At 33.8% G+C, this 21,259-nt stretch carries 20 protein-coding genes; 12 read left to right on the top strand and 8 right to left on the bottom strand.

Annotated features, from left to right (window positions below; translation table 11 throughout):
* Positions 1-3: 3 nt before the first annotated feature.
* Positions 4-1,422: an L-serine ammonia-lyase gene (locus ACQ654_RS04445; RefSeq protein ID WP_430409111.1), complete on the bottom strand. Its 1,419-nt coding sequence runs from the start codon at positions 1,420-1,422 to the stop codon at positions 4-6.
* A 237-nt stretch (positions 1,423-1,659) separates the two neighbouring features.
* Between ACQ654_RS04445 and dnaK the strand changes: the two genes are divergently transcribed.
* Positions 1,660-3,573, top strand: a complete 1,914-nt coding sequence (gene dnaK, locus ACQ654_RS04440) for a molecular chaperone DnaK (protein ID WP_430409110.1) — start codon at positions 1,660-1,662, stop codon at positions 3,571-3,573.
* A gap of 102 nt (positions 3,574-3,675) precedes the next feature.
* On the opposite strand, the gene ACQ654_RS04435 is transcribed toward dnaK, so the two are convergent.
* From ACQ654_RS04435 to ACQ654_RS04420, 4 genes are all read right to left on the bottom strand, one after another.
* A complete protein-coding gene (locus ACQ654_RS04435; RefSeq protein ID WP_430409109.1) occupies positions 3,676-5,328 on the bottom strand; it encodes an HYR domain-containing protein in 1,653 nt (550 codons plus the stop codon).
* A 137-nt stretch (positions 5,329-5,465) separates the two neighbouring features.
* Entirely contained in the window at positions 5,466-5,750 is a 285-nt protein-coding gene (locus tag ACQ654_RS04430; protein WP_430409108.1) for a hypothetical protein, read from the bottom strand.
* A gap of 235 nt (positions 5,751-5,985) precedes the next feature.
* Positions 5,986-8,088: a DNA helicase RecQ gene (gene recQ, locus ACQ654_RS04425; protein WP_430409107.1), complete on the bottom strand. Its 2,103-nt coding sequence runs from the start codon at positions 8,086-8,088 to the stop codon at positions 5,986-5,988.
* 315 nt (positions 8,089-8,403) lie between these two features.
* Positions 8,404-9,048: an alpha/beta hydrolase gene (locus ACQ654_RS04420; protein ID WP_430409106.1), complete on the bottom strand. Its 645-nt coding sequence runs from the start codon at positions 9,046-9,048 to the stop codon at positions 8,404-8,406.
* Between the two features lie 55 nt (positions 9,049-9,103).
* Between ACQ654_RS04420 and ACQ654_RS04415 the strand changes: the two genes are divergently transcribed.
* From ACQ654_RS04415 to ACQ654_RS04395, 5 genes are all read left to right on the top strand, one after another.
* On the top strand, positions 9,104-9,523 hold the full coding sequence (locus ACQ654_RS04415; protein WP_430409105.1) for a hotdog fold thioesterase: 420 nt from the start codon (positions 9,104-9,106) through the stop codon (positions 9,521-9,523).
* Between the two features lie 15 nt (positions 9,524-9,538).
* Complete coding sequence (locus ACQ654_RS04410; protein WP_430409104.1) at positions 9,539-10,630, top strand: chorismate-binding protein; 1,092 nt, start codon at positions 9,539-9,541, stop codon at positions 10,628-10,630.
* 34 nt (positions 10,631-10,664) lie between these two features.
* Entirely contained in the window at positions 10,665-12,413 is a 1,749-nt protein-coding gene (gene menD / locus ACQ654_RS04405) for a 2-succinyl-5-enolpyruvyl-6-hydroxy-3-cyclohexene-1-carboxylic-acid synthase (protein WP_430409103.1), read from the top strand.
* A 94-nt stretch (positions 12,414-12,507) separates the two neighbouring features.
* Positions 12,508-12,849 (top strand): DUF2853 family protein, encoded by a 342-nt coding sequence (locus ACQ654_RS04400; protein ID WP_430409102.1) that lies wholly within the window; start codon positions 12,508-12,510, stop codon positions 12,847-12,849.
* 103 nt (positions 12,850-12,952) lie between these two features.
* A complete protein-coding gene (locus tag ACQ654_RS04395) occupies positions 12,953-13,783 on the top strand; it encodes a CvfB family protein (RefSeq protein ID WP_430409101.1) in 831 nt (276 codons plus the stop codon).
* Positions 13,784-13,904: 121 nt separating this feature from the next.
* Here ACQ654_RS04395 and ACQ654_RS04390 read toward each other — a convergent pair whose 3' ends face one another.
* Complete coding sequence (locus ACQ654_RS04390; protein ID WP_430409100.1) at positions 13,905-14,636, bottom strand: LamG domain-containing protein; 732 nt, start codon at positions 14,634-14,636, stop codon at positions 13,905-13,907.
* A gap of 99 nt (positions 14,637-14,735) precedes the next feature.
* Positions 14,736-15,857 (bottom strand): aminopeptidase C, encoded by a 1,122-nt coding sequence (locus ACQ654_RS04385; protein WP_430409099.1) that lies wholly within the window; start codon positions 15,855-15,857, stop codon positions 14,736-14,738.
* 104 nt (positions 15,858-15,961) lie between these two features.
* Between ACQ654_RS04385 and ACQ654_RS04380 the strand changes: the two genes are divergently transcribed.
* Together ACQ654_RS04380 and ACQ654_RS04375 are read left to right on the top strand one after the other, a co-directional pair.
* The gene (locus tag ACQ654_RS04380) at positions 15,962-16,801 is read left to right on the top strand and encodes a 1,4-dihydroxy-2-naphthoyl-CoA synthase (RefSeq protein WP_430409098.1); all 840 of its coding nucleotides are present in this window, start codon (positions 15,962-15,964) and stop codon (positions 16,799-16,801) included.
* Positions 16,802-17,105: 304 nt separating this feature from the next.
* Positions 17,106-17,726, top strand: coding sequence for an outer membrane beta-barrel protein (locus ACQ654_RS04375; protein WP_430409097.1), 621 nt, complete (start codon positions 17,106-17,108; stop codon positions 17,724-17,726).
* A gap of 120 nt (positions 17,727-17,846) precedes the next feature.
* Here the strand turns inward: ACQ654_RS04375 and ACQ654_RS04370 are convergent, their stop codons facing one another.
* Entirely contained in the window at positions 17,847-18,662 is an 816-nt protein-coding gene (locus ACQ654_RS04370; RefSeq protein ID WP_430409096.1) for a DUF695 domain-containing protein, read from the bottom strand.
* 156 nt (positions 18,663-18,818) lie between these two features.
* Here ACQ654_RS04370 and menA point away from each other — a divergent pair, with 156 nt between their 5' ends.
* The 4 genes from menA to ACQ654_RS04350 all read left to right on the top strand — a co-directional run bounded on the left by menA (position 18,819) and on the right by ACQ654_RS04350 (position 21,168).
* On the top strand, positions 18,819-19,760 hold the full coding sequence (menA, locus tag ACQ654_RS04365) for a 1,4-dihydroxy-2-naphthoate octaprenyltransferase (protein WP_430409095.1): 942 nt from the start codon (positions 18,819-18,821) through the stop codon (positions 19,758-19,760).
* An 8-nt stretch (positions 19,761-19,768) separates the two neighbouring features.
* The gene (locus tag ACQ654_RS04360) at positions 19,769-20,152 is read left to right on the top strand and encodes a hypothetical protein (RefSeq protein ID WP_430409094.1); all 384 of its coding nucleotides are present in this window, start codon (positions 19,769-19,771) and stop codon (positions 20,150-20,152) included.
* A 1-nt stretch (position 20,153) separates the two neighbouring features.
* Positions 20,154-20,831 carry a metal-dependent hydrolase gene (locus ACQ654_RS04355; RefSeq protein WP_430409093.1) on the top strand — a complete coding sequence of 226 codons (678 nt, stop codon included), beginning with the start codon at positions 20,154-20,156 and terminating at the stop codon, positions 20,829-20,831.
* 64 nt (positions 20,832-20,895) lie between these two features.
* Positions 20,896-21,168: a four helix bundle protein gene (locus ACQ654_RS04350; protein WP_430409092.1), complete on the top strand. Its 273-nt coding sequence runs from the start codon at positions 20,896-20,898 to the stop codon at positions 21,166-21,168.
* Positions 21,169-21,259: the final 91 nt, after the last annotated feature.

The following is a 21,259-nucleotide window of genomic DNA, read 5'->3' as shown; positions in this document are numbered from 1 at the left end:
ATATTAACAATCCGCTAAATGGACACCAACAGCCAATCCGCCTTCGGAAGTTTCTTTATACTTCGAATTCATATCTTTTGCAGTTTCCCACATGGTACTAATTACTTTATCTAACGGAACTTTTACATCTTCCGGATTGGTTTCCATGGCAAGTTCGGCAGCATTAATTGCTTTAATTGCTCCCATAGAATTTCGTTCAATACACGGAACTTGCACCAAACCACCAATTGGATCACATGTGAGTCCCAAATGATGTTCCATAGCAATTTCCGCCGCAATCAAAACTTGTTCAGGCGAACCTCCGTATAACTCTGTCAATGCACCAGCCGCCATGGCAGAAGAAACACCAATCTCAGCTTGGCAACCGCCCATAGCCGCAGAAATAGTTGCACCTTTCTTAAAAATACTTCCAATTTCGCCAGCAACTAACAAAAAGCGTTTAATATGAGTAAAATCAGCATTATGATTTTCAATCACCATATAATACATTAAAACAGCAGGAATAACGCCAGCACTTCCGTTCGTTGGGGCAGTTACAACTCTTCCAAGTGAAGCATTTACTTCGTTTACAGCAAGTGCAAAACAACTTACCCATTTAAAAATTTGACGAAACTTAACTTCTGTTTTTCGTATCGTTTCTAACCAATTTTCAGGAGAATCGTATGGTAAATCTCCTTTTAGTTTTTCATGAATATCATATGCTCTTCGCCTCACATTTAATCCACCAGGTAAAACTCCTGTAGTATGACAACCAATGTACATACATTCTAACATGGTTTTCCAAACTCTGTGTAATTCGGCATCAATCTCTTCTGGAAAGCGAAGTAAGGTTTCATTCAACAATACAATCTCAGAAATCTTCTTTTGTTCTTTCTCACAAAAATTGAGCAAATCAGTTGCTTTATTAATAGGAAAAGGGAAAATACGAATTGGATGATCTGTATCTGCATGTGTTTCATGTTCTTTGACCACAAATCCACCACCAATAGAATAAAAGGTAGATGAATGTATTTTATGATCAATAATCGCATGAAAAGTAATCGCATTAGGATGAAACGGGAGAAAATCTGAATTAAATACAACGTCTTTACTTGGCGTAAATGGAATTTCTTTTTCTTGATTAAAAGATAACACTTGTTGTTCCTTAATATTATTTACTATTACAGCAATATTTTCTGTAGGAACCGTTTCTGGATCGGCTCCATACAAGCCAAGCAACACTGCCAAATCTGTAGCATGTCCTTTTCCTGTCAATGACAACGAACCGTACAAATCTACTTTGATAGAAGTAACTGCATCAAAAAGTTCGGCAGATTTTAACTCTTCAATCCAGCTTTCGGCGGCTCTCCAAGGACCTAAAGTATGTGAACTTGATGGTCCAACACCAATTTTAAGCATATCAAATACACTGATGTATTCCATTATATATTCAATTTTTGTAAAACAAATATATGTGATTAAGTTAAACAAGATGTAAGTAGTACATGAAATTTATTTAAGAAAAAACAAAAATTCTGCCAACCTGTCATTTAATCTTGCCATAATCATAAAACTGTCTGACAAAACTTTACCATTTTACGGTTGGCATAGTCATTGTCTTATGGATAACAGTTAAAAAATAAAATTACAACACAATAGATAAAAGTTTAAAATAAGGTTATGAGTAAAATTATTGGAATCGATTTAGGAACTACCAACTCATGTGTTTCCGTAATGGAAGGAAATGAACCCGTAGTAATTGCAAACGCTGAAGGAAAAAGAACAACACCTTCTGTAATTGCTTTTGTTGAAGGAGGAGAAATCAAAGTTGGTGATCCTGCCAAAAGACAATCTGTAACAAACCCTACAAAAACGGTTTATTCTATCAAGCGTTTTATGGGGAACAAATTTTCAGAGTCTTCTAAAGAAGCAGGACGTGTTCCATATAAAGTAGTAAAAGGAGATAACGATACGCCAAGAGTTGATATTGACGGACGTTTATATTCTCCACAAGAATTATCTGCAATGATTCTTCAAAAAATGAAGAAAACTGCTGAAGAATTTTTAGGACAAGATGTTACGGAAGCTGTCATTACAGTACCAGCATATTTTAATGATGCACAACGTCAGGCAACTAAAGAAGCAGGAGAGATTGCAGGTTTAAAAGTGAGACGTATTATCAATGAGCCAACTGCCGCGGCATTAGCTTATGGAATGGATAAAAAAGGAACTGATCAGAAGATCGTTGTTTTTGACTTTGGAGGTGGAACACATGATGTTTCTATCTTAGAATTAGGAGATGGTGTTTTTGAAGTATTATCTACTGACGGAGATACACACTTAGGTGGTGATGATGTTGATGAGAAAATCATTAACTGGTTGGCAGATGAGTTCAACAATGAAGAAGGAATGGATTTACGTAAAGATCCAATGGCTTTACAACGTTTAAAAGAAGCGTCTGAAAAAGCAAAAATTGAATTGTCAAGTACAACTTCTACGGAAATTAACTTGCCATATATTACTGCAACAGCTAGTGGACCAAAACACTTGGTACGTACATTATCTAGAGCAAAATTTGAGCAATTAATTGACGATTTAGTAAAAAGAACAATTGAACCTTGCCAAACTGCATTGAAAAATGCAAGTTTATCTACAGGCGATATTGACGAAATTATCCTAGTTGGAGGTTCTACACGTATTCCTGCAGTACAAGAAGCCGTAGAAAAATTCTTTGGTAAAAAACCAAGTAAAGGTGTAAACCCTGATGAAGTTGTAGCTGTAGGAGCTGCAATTCAAGGTGGAGTTTTAACAGGTGATGTAAAAGACGTTTTATTATTAGACGTAACGCCACTTTCTCTTGGAATTGAAACTATGGGGAATGTAATGACAAAGCTTATTGAAGCAAACACTACAATTCCGACGAAGAAATCTCAAGTATTCTCAACAGCGGCAGACAATCAGCCATCTGTGGAAATTCATGTATTACAAGGTGAACGTCCAATGGCAGCAAACAACAAAACAATTGGTCGTTTCCACTTAGATGGAATTCCACCAGCACAAAGAGGAGTTCCTCAAATTGAAGTAACATTCGATATTGATGCTAACGGAATTATCAATGTTTCTGCTAAAGACAAAGGAACAAATAAAGAACAAAACATTCGTATTGAAGCTTCTTCAGGATTAACAGAAGAAGAAATCGAAAGAATGAAGCAAGAAGCGGAAGTAAATGCTGAAGCAGATCAAAAAGCTAAAGAAACTGTTGATAAGCTGAATGAAGCTGATTCAATGATTTTCCAAACTGAAAAGCAATTAAAAGAATTTGGTGATAAATTATCTGATGATAAGAAAAAGCCAATTGAAGATGCTTTAGAAGAATTGAAAAAAGCTTATGAAACGAAAGATCTTGCAGTAATTGATCCAGCTTTAGAAAAAATTAATGAAGCTTGGAAAGTTGCTAGTGAAGAAATGTACAAAGCGCAAGCAGATGCACAGCAACAAGGTGGAGCGCCTGGACCAGATGCTTCAGCTCCAACAGGAGATGATAACAAAGACGGAGAAGACGTTCAAGACGTAGACTTCGAAGAGGTTAAGTAATCTTAACAACTTAACAATCATAGATAAAAGAAAAGCTCCTCAATTGAGGAGCTTTTTTTATGCTATCTTATTTTTGTCATATCGAGCGTAGTCGAGGTATAATTATTGCTTCACAATTCGCTTTACAGCAATTCTGTTATCAGCATCTTGTAATTTCATAAAATACATTCCAGTCGCAAGCTGTGAAATATCAATTGTTTTTCCATCTGCTAACTGACCAATATTTGAAACGGTTTGCAATGTTCTACCATTCAAATCAAGAATAAGTATAGTGTTCAATGAAATATTTGTTACACTATTAATCGTTAGTACATCTTTTGTTGGATTCGGCGAAAGCTTGATACTATTTGAAAAAGCATTTTCGTCAACGCTTAAATTTGGATCAATAGTGACATCAAACGAACACATTACTGCGTTTCCAGTCAAATCTGTAATTGTAAATGTATTTGTTGTTGTTCCAATTGGGAAATCACTTCCGCTTGCTAAACCAGCTGTTTGCGTAGGAGTGTAATCAATTTCTAAAAGATATCTGAATGCGGTACCATTTGTAACATCATTCCAGCCACCACTAGATTGTGTTACTGTATAATCTTCATTTCCTGCATTATTTGGTTCACCAAGATTCCAATTGTTATACGTTGAAGTATCGCCACTTTGCCATACAAAAGTACCTTCTGTAGCAGTATCACTATATCCAATAAGTACGTCTCCAGCGCTTCCAACAGTATTAATAGCTTCCGTAATTGTAGTATTATCTGTAGCATTTCTAATCGTCCCAACAAATCCGCCTTGCATTGTTGCATCTGCGAAAGCATCAGAAGGAATAAATGAATTATTAGATAAATAATAGGCTTTTCCGTTAATGTTTGTCAACGGAGTAAAATCTGTCAATGGGTTAATTAACACACAATTATCAGTTGGCGTTAAAGCATAATTTACCACAGCTGTTGTATCTCCAAAATTTGCTGTAGTTTCCATAATATTTGCAGGACAACCCGCAACTGGATCTTCATTATCTACAATCGTAACGGTAAAACTACAGCTAGACGTATTATTGTCACTATCCGTAACGCTCATAAAAACTTCTGTTACACCAACTGGAAATGTAGCGCCAGAAGCCAAACCAGAAGTAACCGTTGGTGTCAACATACCATCTTCTGTATCATTTGCTGTTACAGTATAAGTTACAACCGTATCACATTGTCCTGTTGTATTGTTCATTGTGATGTTTGAAGGACAGGTAATTACGGGCGAATCGCCAATAGATTCAAATAACTGTATATCAGCAATTTGGTTGATGCTTGAAGTGCCGCAAGTTCCTGTAAAGTTAACTCTGTAATACGTATATGCATTTGTGTTGGTAAACGAAAATGTTCTTGAAAAAAAACGTGTTGAAACACATGGAAGGCTTCCCGTAGCAATACTTGTATAATTTGTTCCGTCATTAGATCCAGAAATTTCATAATTTGTAGGATCTCTTTCAGGTGAATCGTTTGCTGTTACAAATTCCATGGCAATGGCAGTTTTGGAAACGCCTAATAAATCGACTTCAAAGCCAATTCCGTCAAAAGCATTAAAATCGAGAAATTTTGTATTCGAATTTTGATCAATAATATTTTGCACGCCTTCAGCTCCTGGCGAATTTACACTTCCAAAATTGGTTGCTGTATGAATGGAATCGTCAAAAATTCCTTGTGCATTGGTAAAAGAAACTCCTGTAAAAATAAGGAGTAAAAAGAGTAGTTTTCTTTTCATGATTGGTTGGTTGTTAGTTTTAAATGAAATAAAGACAGGAAGTTAGCTGAAATTTATAGAATTATCAAATTTTTTGGCGAAAGTGTGAAAAGAATAAAATCTACAGAGATTGTAGATAAATTAGGGGGAATATTATTTTATGCTTGGTTTTTTATCCATTCAATATCTAAAACATCACGTAATCTATTAAGGCTGTCTTTTGATAAAAATTTAAAAGCTAATCCAATAAAGATATATCGAATCATTAAAACTTGTAAGAGCATAACTACGATTAGAATTGGTGAAAACTCTTTTGTGTCGATTAATATGAGAACAATCATTCCAATGACAGGGAAACAAAGAAGAATACTCAACAAAACTTTAAATACTTTGTGTATTTCAACTTTCACGTATCCGTTTTCAGAATTTATTTTTCCAGTCATTACGCAAAAAGCTCCTTTTCCAATAACAGAAGAAATGATTTTGAATTCGTTTTTTTTTTAGTATTCCACGAAATGATTTTTCGGTATGTGCAGAAGTCAAACTTTCAGAATTTTCAGTTCTTCGACTTAATCGATCAAGCGTTTTTATTTGGTCATCAATTAATCTAAATTCCAGTTCTTTGCTTGGGAAAATGGTCATTTTTTAAATTTAGGATTAAATAGTACTCAAAAATAATCACGAATCCTCTTTCTTCAAAATCGTTAAACCAATACGAATAGTAGCATACGGAATTGCTTCTTCAAAATGTTCAAAATAAGCTTTTAAGGTATCAGGATCTTCCAATGTTTCTTTGGCTTTTTTAATGCTTACCAAATCATTTTTATCAATAAACTGCGTTAAATCAATTTCTTTTCCATCATCATATAATTTTGAAATGTGCGAAAAGATCGTTGTTTCGGCTAATTTTCTGGCTGTCGCAATCTCAGGGATTGACAAACCTTGTTTGTATAATTCGTAGGTTTTTAATGTAGTTTCACCTTTTCGTTTTGACTTTTTTTCTTTTGAAAACGCTATGATTTCTTTGATGAATTGATATCCGTAGTTTTCCATTTTTGTACGTCCAACACCATTGATTTGCATAAATTCTTCGTCCGACATTGGTCGTTCTATCTCCATTTCTTTCAACGTGGCATCATTAAAAATTTGATACGCAGGAACTTCTTCTTCTCGTGCAATGGTAAGTCGTAATTGACGTAAACGTTCAAATAATGAATTCTTAGTCGCTTTCGGGGTTTTGATCTTTTCTTTCTCTTTTATTTTTTCAGCTTCAACTAAATTTGCTAAATCAACTCTTTTACTTTTAAACAACACATCTTTTGCAAAATCTGTGAGTTTTAATTTATTATTTTCATGAAAAGCAATTTCTAAAAATCCTTGATTAATGAGTTGTGTCATGTATTGTTTCCAATCAAGCCACGCAATATCTTTTGCAATTCCGTAGGTTTTTACCTTTTCATAACCTTTTTCAAAAATAGTATTGTTTTGCGCGCCACGCATAACATCAATGACAACTCCAATTGGTTCTTGTCCGTCCAAACGCGCAACAGTTGACAACGCTTTTTGCGCAATGATAGTTCCGTCAAAAAACTGTGGTGGATTTTCACAAACATCACAATTTCCACAATCTTCACTAATCAACTCCCCAAAATAGTTTAGCAATATTTTTCTGCGACAACTTAAAGCATCTGCATATTCTTTCATACGTTCTAACTTTGCAAGTTGAACATCAACGTTTCCAGAATTTTGTGCAAATTTTTGCAACTGAATCACATCACCATAACTATGGAAAAGTAAAGTATTCGAAGGCAATCCGTCACGACCTGCACGACCAATTTCTTGATAATAACCTTCAATATTTTTTGGTAAATTATAATGAATTACCCAACGTACATTCGATTTGTCAATTCCCATTCCGAAGGCAATAGTTGCACAAATAACTTGGCAAGAATCGTTGATAAAATCTTCTTGAATTTGGGAACGAATATTATGTGCAATTCCTGCATGATACGCCATAGCATTCACGTTAGCCGCTTGTAATTTTTCGGCAACTGTTTGCGTAGCTTTTCTACTTAAACAATAAATAATTCCACTTTCATTTGGTTTTTCTTTAATAAAATTAATGATTTGCGTAATGCGATCATTTGCAGGACGTACTTCTAATTTTAAATTTTTTCGATCAAATGACGCAATATGTTGTGTTGCGTTCGGAATGTTTAATTGATTAGCAATGTCTTCACGAGTTGCCTTATCGGCAGTTGCTGTCAGTGCAATTACTGGAATAGTTGGAAAACGGTTTTTTAAATAACCTAGATTGGTATAGGCAGGACGAAAATCGTGTCCCCAAGATGAAATACAATGCGCTTCATCAATGGCAATCAAACTAATTTTCTGATTTGTAAAAATATGTTCTAAATATGACAAACTTTCAGGAGCAGTGTATAACAACTTTATTTCATTTGAAGCAATTTTGGTGTAAATTTCCTGCTGTTCACTTTCCGATTGACTACTGTTGATATACGCGGCAGAAATTCCGTTTGTGGTCAATCCGTCTACTTGGTCTTTCATCAATGCAATCAAAGGTGAAATTACAATCGTAATTCCTTCTAATAAAATAGCAGGCAATTGAAAACAGATCGATTTTCCGCCACCTGTAGGCATAATAACTAAATTGTCATTCCCTTCAAAAACTGAATGAATGATTTCTTCTTGCAATGGTCTAAATTGGTCGTAACCAAAATATTCTTTTAGGGTACTTTTAATTTTATTTGGGGCTATCATATCTTACAAAGAAAACAAAAAATAGCTACTTTCCGAAGGTTTTATTTTAAATAATTCTAAATAAAAACCAATACAAACAAAGCGATTTTATGGCAAAAAAATGGCGTATACAAAAAAGCGCAACAGTATGTAGCTGTTGCGCTTTTAAGGATTGGTTGTGATTGGTTATTTAATGGTGTTGAGTTAAATTTAGGTTTTTTAGGAAATCTTCAATTTAACTCAATTATTTTTTTGATGATGTAAACATACATATAATATTAAGCAAACTGTTACGTGAACGCCGTACAAAAGCTACGTACTTTCATGTATTTTAACTTAATCTGCTAGTTCTGAAAGTATTTTTATAGACATACTGTGCGTACCTTCGAATGTATTGAAAAAATAATTGTCACCAAATAGTAATTGCATCTTTTCAAGCTCTTGTTGCATGCGCTTTTCTGTTAAGTATTCATCTTTATCACCAACAATATTTATCACTTTTGTCATATCATAGTTGATAAATTCGAAATCTTTCGGTGTCAATTCCGTTGGAATACTTCCTGCATAAATAATCAATTTGGCACACGGAATTTTATAACGAGCTACCCAACGCAAAGCAACAGAAACGCCTTGTGAAAACCCTAAAATATAAAAATTTACATTTGATGGAATCTGTTCCGCTTTGTAAATTGCATTCAAATTTGCCATCACATTTTCAATCTCTTTTTGCGTGTTTTCTTTCGTAAGCCAACTTGCACCAACATGTTTGTATTCGTTTTTTAAATAATATTTAGAAGATGCTTGTGGCGCAATAATATAATTTTCTTCAGGATCTAAAGCTTCAAAATATGCGGCAAAATAACGACTCAAAAAGCCAATGCCATGACAAACAAACCAAACATTTTTAGTTTTTGAAGTAAGTTTGTTTACAGTCGTATATGTATTTGTAATTTGGTATGCTATTTCTTTTTCGTTCATCATTAGATTTGCGCTAGTGTTTTGTATTTTTGTTGATAGAATTCTATAAATATATCAAATGAATTTAAAAAAAGAAGAAATTCTGAAACAACTCAATGCAATTGTACCAAATACATTGCTCGAAACCTTACAAATTTCATATACTGATGTTGGGGAAGATTACTTAACAGCCAAAATGCCCGTAACTCCGAGTGTGCATCAGCCACAAGGTTTATTGCACGGTGGCGCTACAGTTGCGTTGGCAGAAACTGTTGGAAGTACAGCTTCACATTTATTCATTGATACTTCAAAATTTAAAGTAAAAGGATTGGAAATTTCTGCAAATCACTTAAAAAGTAAAAGTGAAGGAGAAGTTTTTGCTACGGCGAAACCTATTCATAAAGGACGTACAACGCACCTTTGGGAAATTCGTGTGGAAGATGAAGAAGGAATGTTGATTTCGTTGTGTAAATTGACAACAATTGTTTTAAAAAAATAATTTCAACAGAATTTCATGCTCGAAACCTTAGCTACACATTTTGAAAACAACTTGCCTTTTGTTGCCTATCGAAAGCCGAATGCAACAGCTATAAATGTTATTTTTCAGCATGATGATGCATTGCATGAAGTTTCAGACTTTACCGAAAGCGGATTTATTTTTGCTCCGTTTGATGCAACACAACAAGCCGTTTTAATTCCGTTTGAAGATGTGCAACAAACAATAATAGAAACTATTCCAGCTCCTAAAGCTTCAAGTATTTCTGAGTACATTTCAGCGGAAGCGCACCAAAAACATATCAATTTAGTACAAAAAGGCGTTGATGCAATTCAAAATTCTGTAATAACGAAAGTTGTCGTCTCTCGAAAAGAAGAAGTTGTCACCGATAAAAGTCCGTTTGTATTATTTCAACAATTATTAACAACGTACGAAACCGCATTTGTATACATTTGGTATCATCCGAAAGTAGGCATGTGGTTGGGCGCAACACCAGAAACGTTGGTGCATGCAAAAGGAAGCACATTTGCAACGATGTCTTTGGCAGGAACACGAAAATTTGAAGAAGGCGTTGTCGTTTCTTGGAATGAAAAAGAAATAGATGAACAACAAATTGTTACCGATTATATTGTAAATCGATTGCAAAATGTAACGACAAATGTACGTGTTACAAAAGCAGCAACACACCAAGCTGGAAGTATTGTGCATTTACGTTCGATGATTTCTGGACGAATTTCTCCGACGGTAAATATTGGCGATATTATTACCACATTACATCCAACACCAGCTATTTGTGGTTTTCCAACAGATATAGCAAAAGCATTTATTTTACAAGAAGAAACGTATGATCGTACGTTTTATACAGGATATTTAGGCGAATTGAATGTGAAAGAAGAAACTTCAAGAAATCGAAATCGGAAAAATCAAGAAAATAGTGCTTATCGAACTGTTCGAAGCAATTCGGAACTCTATGTAAATCTTCGTTGTATGGAGTTAACCGATAGAAAAGCAACACTTTATATTGGTGGCGGAATTACCAAAGATTCGAATCCTGAATCGGAATGGCAAGAAACACTTGCGAAATCGCAAATAATGAAACGAGTATTATAAAAAATACATTGAAAGTTGTACTTTTGTGATACGAATGATGTACTCAAAAATCCCACTCGCACAAACGTTAGTTGCGCTTTGTATTGCCAAAGAAATAAACCATGTTGTGATCTCTCCAGGATCGCGAAATGCGCCGTTAACATTGAGTTTTTCACAACATCCAGCCATTCACGCATATAGTATTGTTGACGAACGTTGTGCCGCATTTTTTGCATTAGGAATGGCGCAACAACTAGGCAAACCTGTAGCGGTGATTTGTACTTCGGGTTCGGCAATGTTGAATTATTATCCAGCAATAGCAGAAGCTTTTTATAGCAATGTGCCAGTTGTGGTTATTTCGGCTGACCGACCTGCGTATTTGATTGATGTTGGTGACGGACAAACCATTCGACAAAAACATGTTTTCAAAAATCATATCAATTATGAAGCAAATCTAAAACAAGATATTGTTCATAAAAGTACCATTTTACAAGAAACGCATCAACTGTCTAAAGACATGGAGCGTGAACTTCAGGCAAAAGTGCAAGCATACAATGAAAAGGAAATCAATTTGGCATTAAACGCCGCTGTTGAAACAAATGGTCCTGTTCATATTAACGCGCCTTTTGATGAACCTTTGTATGAAATGAAGGAAACACAAGATATTTCTCCAAGTGTAATTCCTCAAAATACGAAAGCGCTTGTTGAACTTTCAAGAATAACAGCTGTTGCCAATGTTTGGAGTACAGCAAAACGAAAGTTGGTATTAGTTGGTACGTTGCCACCAAATACAATTTTACGAAAGTATTTGGAAATTTTAGCAGCAGATCCGTCTGTGATGGTCTTAACCGAAACCACGTCAAATTTACGAGACGAACGATTTTTCAATGCAATTGATCAATTAATTTTGCCTATTGAAAAAAATGAAGAGTTGTTAGATGAATTTCAGCCACAAGTAATGCTAACACTCGGCGGAATGATTGTTTCAAAGAAAATTAAAGCCATCTTGCGAAAGCGTCAGCCAAAACATCATTGGCATATTCATGAAAATCGTGTATTTGATACGTTTTTCTGTTTGGAACATTTTTTTCAGATGAATCCGAATGATTTTTTCGAATCATTTTTTGCACAAACGACACCAATTGAAAGTTCATATAAGAACTTTTGGAATACCATAAAAATTGATCGTGAAACAAAGCATAGTCAATACCTACAACAAATACAATTTACAGATTTAAAGGCTTTTGAAGCTATTGTTAATTCGTTGCCAGCTTCGTTAATTTTACATTTAGGAAACAGTTCTACCGTTAGATATGCACAACTTTTTGCAATTGATTCTAGTATAGAATTGTATTGTAATAGAGGAACAAGTGGAATTGACGGAAGCACATCAACAGCAATTGGAACTTCGGTCGTAGCCGAAAAACAAACAATGTTGATTACAGGTGATTTGAGTTTCTTTTATGATAGCAATGCGTTGTGGAATAATTACATTCCGAAAAATTTCCGAATCATTTTAGTGAATAATAGTGGTGGTGGAATTTTTAGAATTTTGCCAGGAAATAAAAATACGGAAAATTTCAATACGTATTTTGAAACCATTCATTCACATACGGCAAAACAGTTGGCCGCAATGTATCATTTTGAATATAATACGGCTACGGATACAGTTTCGCTTCAAACGGCATTGCGTACATTTTATGACGAAAGCGAACAGCCAAAAATCTTAGAGGTTTTTACACCTCGAATTGACAATGATATTACGTTGATCGATTATTTTAAGTTTTTCAACGAAAATAAATAACTTGTTATTCCGAAAAAGGAAGAATATTTCTACATAAATTACATTTGAAACCATATAGTATTAATCATTTTATTATCAAAAATTTAAAAAAATTATGAGTAAAAGAGACGAGCTTATCACAAAGTATGCGGCAGATTTAAAAGACAAATGTGGAGTTGATGCTGACATGGATTTATTGACAAAAGTAACCATCGGATGTGGACCAGCTATTTACAATAAAGATGCTGCTACCGTTTCAGGATCTGACGAAAAAGAACTTGCTACCGTAAAAAACAATTTCTTAATTAAAAAGTTAGGATTGGCAGATAGCGCTGCTTTAGATAAAGCAATTGACGCAGTTATGGAAAAATACGGTCGTTCTAACAGAAATAAATACAGAGCTGTTGTATATTACTTACTTACAGTACATTTTGGAAAACAAAAAGTATACAGCTAAGAATACCAATATATATGTTTTAAATAACGCTGTCCTGTTTAGGGCAGCGTTTTTTTATTGTAATAATTAGATAAAACGTACCTTTGGCGAAAATTTACACCGAATGATTCATTTAGGACAACTTAATACATTAGAAATATTACGCGAAACGCCTCCAGGACTTTTCTTGGGCGATGAAGAAGGAAATGAAATATTGTTGCCAAATAAATATGTGCCAGCTTCTTTTGAAATAGGAGACAAGCTTTCTGTTTTTGCATATTTAGATAGTCATGAGCGTCCTGTAACAACCACGTTAAAACCGTATACAAAAGTAAATGAGTTTGCTTTATTACGTGTAACGGCTTTAAGTGATTATGGAGCGTTTTTAGATTGGGGATTGGAAAAAGATTTGTTTGTTCCTTTTAAAGAACAAGCGCGCGATATGCTAGAAGGAAAATGGTATGTTGTGTATTGTTACTTGGATGAAGAAACGAATCGTTTGGTTGGTTCGAGTAAAACGAATAAGTTTTTGAGTAACGAAGAATTAACGGTTGAACGTTTTGATGAGGTTGATTTGATTGTTTCTCGTTTTACAGACTTAGGTGTAGAAATGATTATCAATCAGCAACACAAAGGCTTGGTGTACAATGATGAAATCTACAAAGATTTAAAATTGGGCGAAGAACTCAAAGGTGTTATTTCAAAAATTAGAGAAGACAACAAAATTGATTTGTCGTTACAACATATTGGGTACAAAAATATTGAACCTTCTGCACAAATTATTTTGGATGCTTTACAGCGAAACAAAGGAAGTTTGCCATTGCACGATAAAAGTGATCCAGAAGAAATAAAAAAGCGCTTAGGCATGAGCAAAAAGAGCTTTAAAAAAGCAATTGGAAGCTTATATAAGCAAGAACAAATTGTAATCAATTCAGACGGAATTGAATTAAAATAAAAAAAGGCGAGTTTCAACACTCGCCTTTTTTGTAAAATTGAACTTGATTCGGTTTCTCATCATCATTGGAAATCAACTTAATGAGATTCTGAACAACGTTTTGTAATTTTTTTTAGCTAAACTATTGTTGGTATAAATATTCAATAAAATCTAAAGATTTTGCTTCACTATACATACGTAAATCATCAATACTTCCTTTAAACGGATTTTCTCCTGTTGGATCGTTTCCTAATAATAAAGGCAATGAAGAGGTTGATAATTCACCATCAATATACTTCAATACTGCAGGTTTTCCATTAATATATAAATACATGGTATCATCTTTTAAAATGCAGGTAACCATATACCAAGTTTCTTTTTCATAATCAAACTTTCGTAATTCTTGTTCAATTCCGTAAGGAGCAATTGAAAAAATAATATCGTTTGTAGCTTTCTGAACTTCATCTTTAGGTGTATAGCCTAATGAAATTCCATAATCGGCACTCAATTGTTTTTCATCGGAAACATTTTTATACAATACTTGTTGTAAATGTGTAGCATCCGTTTTAATCCATACATTAATAGTGAATTGTTTTGTGAAATTGATATGATCATTTGCAGGAATGACAATTTTATCGTCAACTCCATCAAAATAGTATGCATTTCTTGGATTTGCATATCGATCGTGAGTTAATCGTACACCGCTGGTAGATGCAGTTATATTAAAATCACTTTTATCTTTGGTGTTTCCGTCAAATGTGTAATGTGCGACTAACTTCTGAGTTAAATCAAATGTTTGTTCCTCTTCTTCGATGCTGCAACTACTAAAAGCTAAAAGTGCTATGATACAGCTAATTAGATACGTGGTTCTCATGGTAAAATCAGTTTTTTATTGATTGATGATTGATCTCAATAGTGCATCAAAAATTATACCAAAAGAAGGGGAAACTAAGTTTATGATTTATTTTTTTAATTAAAACCCTAATTTCAGACGCAACGCTTTTGGTAATGCATCTTTATGAACCATTACAGAAATTGTTTTAAGTCTAAAAAAAGCTTCACTCATTTGTACATGTCCATCATTTGGAACACGATCTGTATTGCTTCCCCATGAATTTTTTACACGGAAATACGTATTTCCATTCTGATCTGTAGCCAAACCTGTAATGTGCATTAAATGATCGTCTGTAGTGGTATAATTTTCAAATTCTTGTTGTCTGTAATCAGCCGTAATAGTTTTCTCTTTACGAATTTCAGCAGAAAAATCTTTTCTACTATTTACAGCTTTTTCAGGAATAGTTGCAACTGCATATTTCGAAGAAAATGTCGCTTCAGAAACATCACAATCCAATTCTACCGTATATCCCGTTTGCAAAGCATTTTTTGTTACAGCAACCAATTCATCTAATGGTACATTGTAAAAACTTCCGTTAGAAAAGTTATCTGGAATATTTAAAATAAACGATTCATAATATGGTTGATGTGTAAATGAAGTAATCGTTACATACTCATCTGGATTAATCTTTGTCATTTCCAAAAATGATTGTGGCGTATATGTTTTCCCTTCAAACTGAAATGATTCAGGTCGTTTTCCTAAATACACGTCCAATACATTTTCAATAGCAGGTTTCCAATTGGTTGATAATTTCTTTCCAGGATTCTTGATATACACATTCAACATTGCTTTCAAAACGGCAACCATTTCTGCATGATTGTGATTTGTTTGTAAGGTTTGTAAACCAGAATAAGCGCTGTTCGGAACCAATCCGTGTGCTTTTACCGCATTTATCACATCGTGCGCTAATCCGCCTTCGCTAAATTGTGCCTTTCCTTGTCGCATTACGTAATTCCAAGCTTTCTTCGGATAGGTATTTCGTACGTTAAACATTTCAGAAATATCAATCTGTTTTCCTGTCAAACGAATAATTTCAGATTCCAAAAAAGAAGAAGCCGAAAAACTCCAACAAGTTCCTGTACGTCCTTGACTAATAACAGGTGTTGCTTCTAAATCAACAGTTGTTTTAAACTTATAATCTTGTGCAAAAGCATTGATTGTAAAACAAAATACGAAAATGGATAAAAGTATTTTTTTCATTGGAAATAGTATGGTTTAATAAGTATGACTTCGCAAGAATTTGAATCGATAAAATCTTGAAAAGTGTGTAAAATGAATTATTTTTACGCAAAATACTAAAAAATATGAGTAAACCAGATTGGAAAACGGTAAAAGAATACGAAGATATCACATACAAAAAGGCAAATGGTGTTGCCCGAATCGCTTTTAACCGACCAGATGTTCGCAATGCATTCCGTCCGCATACAACTAGCGAGTTGTTAGATGCGTTCAGAGATGCACATGAAGATGTAAATATTGGTGTTGTATTACTTTCTGCAGAAGGCCCATCAAGTAAAGATGGCGTATATTCTTTCTGTAGTGGCGGCGATCAAAAAGCAAGAGGACATCAAGGATATGTTGGACAAGATGGTTACCATAGATTGAATATTTTAGAAGTACAACGTTTAATTCGCTTCATGCCAAAAGCAGTTATTTGTGTTGTGCCAGGTTGGGCAGTTGGTGGCGGACACAGTTTACATGTAGTTTGTGATTTAACATTAGCAAGTAAAGAACACGCAATTTTTAAGCAAACTGATGCAGATGTAACAAGTTTTGATGCTGGTTATGGCTCTGCATACTTGGCAAAAATGGTTGGTCAGAAAAAAGCAAGAGAAATCTTTTTCTTAGGAAGAAACTATTCAGCGCAAGAAGCATATGAAATGGGTATGGTAAATGCCGTAATTCCGCATGCAGAATTAGAAGATACTGCTTTTGAATGGGCGCAAGAAATCTTGGCAAAATCGCCAATGTCTATAAAGATGTTAAAATTTGCTATGAATCTTACAGATGATGGTTTGGTAGGGCAACAAGTATTTGCTGGCGAAGCTACACGTTTGGCATACATGACAGAAGAAGCCAAAGAAGGACGCGATGCATTCTTAGAAAAACGCAAGCCAAACTTTGACAAAAAGTGGATTCCATAAATTGGTGTTGAGATATTAGTATTGAGAATTGAGTCATACTGAAAAGTTTGAATTTAATAGCGTTGGGTAAAACTTAAGTATTTTTTATTGATTTGTTGATTCGAAAAAACTCATAACTCTTATTTTGTAATTTCAATATTCGTTGTGAGTATTCCATTGCGTGATGTTGAACTTGATTCAGTATCTCACCTATATTTTCAATAGTTATTACTAGTTTGTCATTCCTGCGTGGGCACAAACTACTTGAATTCCAATAAATAGAGGATAAGAACGTTATTGTCTAATACTGATAAAACCAATCAAAATGAAAAAACTCATCATCCTTTTAGTATTTCTAAGTTTTCAATTTGGACATGCGCAAGATCAAGATACATCAGATTTAGAACCTTTATTTGATGTCGGATTGCATTATCCGTTATCTACAGGTGATAATTTTATAGCAAATGGATATGTCGGATTGATAGGAGCAGACGTTCGTTATCAATTTGCCGATACACGATTAATTTCTATAAAAGCCGCAGTTGCAATTGATTATTTCGATTATACTTTTTTTGATGATGTAAATGGTGGTGCTTTTGTAATAAAGCCTGAAATCATTGGAGAATTCAACATAGAAAATCTTCCAAAACTAAAACCTTATCTGTCTTTAGGCTATGGATTTTTTACGGTTTCGCTGCAAACTTCAAGTACGGGTTTTGACATTATCAACAATCCGAATCCTTCAATTCAACCAAATGACGAACGCGTTACTGAAACCTACAGTGGAATCAGTTACGGATTTGGCGCGGCATATGATATTACGGATCTATTTTTTATAGAAGTTTCTGCAGATTTTATAAAGCTTGATTTGGATGGAAATGTCTCTGGAAATCGATTTAATGAAAATATTCATACTGTAAGTATGGGCGTTGGTGTTCGGCTTTGAGAATATTGAACTTCGACTCCACTCAGTTTCCTTAATCTATAGTTAATACAGAAATTATCACATCGAGCGCAGTCGAGATGCAATAAAAAGATGTTGAATCATTTTTAGAAAACTGAAAACCTACTTCTTCGTCCAAATAAACGTTTCCCAACCATCATATTTACCATAATATTTTGTTGAAAATACCATCAATTCTGCAGTAATTTTCGAAATTTGTTCCATCGTTGTAATATCTTTTCTATGAAATTTTACTTCAAAAGGAAATGACGGATCATCCATCGTTTTTTCATATTCAATTTTGTATGAAAGTGCTTTGATAGCTGTGATAAATTGAGTTCTATCTTGCGCTGTCGGAAACTTTGCGTAATGTTCTATCTTTCTAGCATGTTCGGCAACATCACCAGCATTTCTAAGTTGAATCAACGTATCACGATTCGACATAAAATTTTTAATTTCATCATTCGGATACAAAAAGTCTTTGTATAATTCCCACGAAATATCTTCTCTGACATATACTTTATACGTTTCTCGGCTGAAATTTTTATCGAATAACTGATCAATTTTTTCTTCAAGCCCGGTAACATTTTTCACATAATAATACTCAAAACGATTGCCATCATACATAAATGAACCAACATACTGCGTGTCAGCATTACCATTTACGGTATCAAAAATGGCATCTTTAATTTTGTATAATTTCTTCAATTTATTTCCTATCGGGAAATCACTCTCTTTGGTAACTCGATACTCAATCTTTACATAAAAAAGAAAGTCATAACCATTTACTGGCGCTTTCTCAATTAAATCCATACGAACATTGGTAGAACTAACACCTTTTTCTTGCTTGGCTTGATAGGTATTCCAGATTGCTCCATCTTGCGCAAGCACAAAAAATAATGGAATTAGTAGAAACAATAAGCTGATTTTCAATTTCATAGATGAATAATAAAAAAGTAAAATGCAATGTACTTAAAACTGTGAATTGCAAATACAAAATTAATAGAATATTATGATAAAAGAAGGAAATCAAAAACAATACCATTGCCTTTTTCAATATTTTTTGAAATTGTATATTTACAAAAATTCACATACATGATAAAAGCATGGCTGGCCGCCGCACGATTACGAACCTTACCTTTATCCATTTCTGGAATTATTGTGGGTTGTGCAATGGCAAATTTTTCAATAAACAATCATCCGAAAAATTATTCGCTAACGGAGTGTTTTGGATGTTTTCATCAAGATACAAATTACACTATTTTTATACTCGCTATCTTAACAACGGTTGGTTTTCAAGTGTTATCAAACTTTGCCAATGATTATGGTGACGGAATTCGCGGTACAGACGACGATAGAGAAGGCGAACAACGCATGGTCGCTTCTGGAATTATTTCGCCTAAGCAAATGAAAAACGCCATGATTATCACGGCAATTATCACGTTAATTTTGGCTTTGCTAGTGATTTATACAGCATTTGGAAGCGAAAACTTTAGCTATTCAATATTATTTTTCTTCTTAGGAATTACTTCAATTATTGCCGCTATAAAATATACCGTTGGAAAAAGTGCTTACGGATATTCAGGTTTGGGCGATATTTTTGTCTTTCTATTTTTTGGTTGGTTGAGTGTTTTAGGAAGTTATTTTTTATACAAAAAAGGATTATATTTTGATGTTTTTCTACCTGCAACAGCTATCGGATTGCTAAGTGCGGCTGTATTGAATTTGAACAATATGCGTGATCGTATCAAAGATAAAAAGCACAATAAAAACACATTGGTTGTAAAAATAGGAAGTCAAAAAGCAAAATTATATCATTATGGTTTAATTATTGGTGCGCTTACCTGTACATTAGTTTTTATCAAAAACAATTACCATTCGCCACTGCAATACATATGTTTAGTAGCGTTTATTCCCTTAGTAATGAATATGATTGTTGTTGGAAAAAACATCATTCACAGAGAACTTGATCCTGAATTGAAAAAAGTTGCGTTGAGTACGTTTTTGTATGCTATTTTATTTGCAATATTTAATTAAAATCACACATGAAAAAAATCGTATTAGTAGCATTATGTTGTCTTTTAGGCTATGTATTACACAGTCAAGAAGAAGTTACCACAAAATTAAAAATTACCGAAAGTGCCCAGTTTAAAGATGAAGTAAAAGTTGATGGAATTGACGTTGTTTACAAAAATCCAGCAGGAAAAACGGCTATTGTTCGTTTTGGGAGGAAGAATATTTTACTAGATGTTTTTAATGGTAATTTGGACAAAGAATTTTTTAAAATCATCAAAAAAGAAAAGAAAGAAGTCTACAAAGGACATTTGAGTTTTGATGACGAAATCAAAGTATTTACCGTTTATTCTCCAAAGAAGAAAGAAAAAGAAATTTTTAACATTGGAATAATTAATTTAAAAAAACATAAATAGCATGAAAGTTACTTACTTAGGACACGCTTCGTTACATATTGAATTTGAAGGAACTCACATCATTGTAGATCCTTTTATTTCTGGAAATTCACTAGCTTCAGCTATTGATATTAATGATTTAAAAGCTGATTATATTTTGGTAACACACGCACATCAAGATCATATTTTAGATGTGGAAACGATTGCCAAAAATACAGGCGCAACAATCGTTTCAAACTATGAAATTGCAATGCATTATGGCGGAAAAGATTTCAAAGTTTTTGCAATGAATCATGGCGGAACCTACAAAACAGACACGTTTTCGGCAAAATACGTAAATGCAATTCACACCTCAGCATTTCCGGATGGTTCTTATGGCGGACAACCTGGCGGATTCGTTTTAACAGCAAACGGAAAATCAATTTACATTGCTGGTGATACGGCATTGACCTATGATATGAAACTCATTCCATTACAAACTAAGCTCGATTTGGCTATTTTGCCAATCGGAGACACATTTACGATGGGAATTGACGATGCAATACTTGCAAGTGATTTTGTAGAATGTGACAGAGTTTTAGGGTACCATTACGATTCATTTCCTCCAATAAAAATTGATCAAGCGGAAGCAAAACAAAAATTTACGGATAGACATAAAGAGTTGCTTTTGTTGGAAATAGGGAAGAGTTTGACGGTTTAAGTGGTACGTTACTATTTTAGTATGTTGGAATTTTGGTATTAGGGAAGTGCTTCAAAGATCAATTATGCATAGATTTAAAGAATTACAAGTTTGGAAATCGAGTAGAATATTTTGTAAATCTATTTATGAAATAACAGCAAGTTTTCCAAATGAAGAAAAGTTTGGCTTAGTAAGCCAACTAAGAAGAGCTAATGTATCAATTGCATCTAACATTGCAGAAGGTGCATTTAGAAGATCTAATAAAGATTTTTATAGGTTTTTGGAAATAGCTATTGGTTCAACTTATGAAATAAAAACACAACTATTAATCGCTACTGATTTAGATTTTATGAATTAAACAGCATCTCAAAAATTGCTTGAAGAATTACAATCGATTATAAAAATGTTATCGAAATTAATGTCAAGTTTAAAACAATAACAATACGAAA

Origin of the sequence: Kordia sp., assembly GCF_965283645.1 — a bacterium.
In the GTDB taxonomy this organism is placed as follows: domain Bacteria; phylum Bacteroidota; class Bacteroidia; order Flavobacteriales; family Flavobacteriaceae; genus Kordia.
The sequence above is the reverse complement of the archived record's forward strand: the minus strand, read 5'-3'. Positions and strand labels throughout refer to the sequence as shown.

Excerpts from the sequence above, each read along its gene's own strand:
- ACQ654_RS04370 (WP_430409096.1), bottom strand. The coding sequence starts at position 18,662 with ATGAAATTGAAAATCAGCTTATTGTTTCTACTAATTCCATTATTTTTT.
- ACQ654_RS04390 (WP_430409100.1), bottom strand. The coding sequence starts at position 14,636 with ATGAGAACCACGTATCTAATTAGCTGTATCATAGCACTTTTAGCTTTT.
- ACQ654_RS04350 (WP_430409092.1), top strand. The coding sequence starts at position 20,896 with ATGCATAGATTTAAAGAATTACAAGTTTGGAAATCGAGTAGAATATTT.
- ACQ654_RS04410 (WP_430409104.1), top strand. The coding sequence starts at position 9,539 with ATGCTCGAAACCTTAGCTACACATTTTGAAAACAACTTGCCTTTTGTT.
- ACQ654_RS04435 (WP_430409109.1), bottom strand. The coding sequence starts at position 5,328 with ATGAAAAGAAAACTACTCTTTTTACTCCTTATTTTTACAGGAGTTTCT.
- dnaK (WP_430409110.1), top strand. The coding sequence starts at position 1,660 with ATGAGTAAAATTATTGGAATCGATTTAGGAACTACCAACTCATGTGTT.
- ACQ654_RS04360 (WP_430409094.1), top strand. The coding sequence starts at position 19,769 with ATGAAAAAAATCGTATTAGTAGCATTATGTTGTCTTTTAGGCTATGTA.
- ACQ654_RS04380 (WP_430409098.1), top strand. The coding sequence starts at position 15,962 with ATGAGTAAACCAGATTGGAAAACGGTAAAAGAATACGAAGATATCACA.
- ACQ654_RS04395 (WP_430409101.1), top strand. The coding sequence starts at position 12,953 with ATGATTCATTTAGGACAACTTAATACATTAGAAATATTACGCGAAACG.
- ACQ654_RS04400 (WP_430409102.1), top strand. The coding sequence starts at position 12,508 with ATGAGTAAAAGAGACGAGCTTATCACAAAGTATGCGGCAGATTTAAAA.
- menA (WP_430409095.1), top strand. The coding sequence starts at position 18,819 with ATGATAAAAGCATGGCTGGCCGCCGCACGATTACGAACCTTACCTTTA.
- ACQ654_RS04420 (WP_430409106.1), bottom strand. The coding sequence starts at position 9,048 with ATGATGAACGAAAAAGAAATAGCATACCAAATTACAAATACATATACG.
- ACQ654_RS04430 (WP_430409108.1), bottom strand. The coding sequence starts at position 5,750 with ATGACTGGAAAAATAAATTCTGAAAACGGATACGTGAAAGTTGAAATA.
- ACQ654_RS04415 (WP_430409105.1), top strand. The coding sequence starts at position 9,104 with ATGAATTTAAAAAAAGAAGAAATTCTGAAACAACTCAATGCAATTGTA.
- recQ (WP_430409107.1), bottom strand. The coding sequence starts at position 8,088 with ATGATAGCCCCAAATAAAATTAAAAGTACCCTAAAAGAATATTTTGGT.
- ACQ654_RS04445 (WP_430409111.1), bottom strand. The coding sequence starts at position 1,422 with ATGGAATACATCAGTGTATTTGATATGCTTAAAATTGGTGTTGGACCA.
- menD (WP_430409103.1), top strand. The coding sequence starts at position 10,665 with ATGATGTACTCAAAAATCCCACTCGCACAAACGTTAGTTGCGCTTTGT.
- ACQ654_RS04355 (WP_430409093.1), top strand. The coding sequence starts at position 20,154 with ATGAAAGTTACTTACTTAGGACACGCTTCGTTACATATTGAATTTGAA.
- ACQ654_RS04375 (WP_430409097.1), top strand. The coding sequence starts at position 17,106 with ATGAAAAAACTCATCATCCTTTTAGTATTTCTAAGTTTTCAATTTGGA.
- ACQ654_RS04385 (WP_430409099.1), bottom strand. The coding sequence starts at position 15,857 with ATGAAAAAAATACTTTTATCCATTTTCGTATTTTGTTTTACAATCAAT.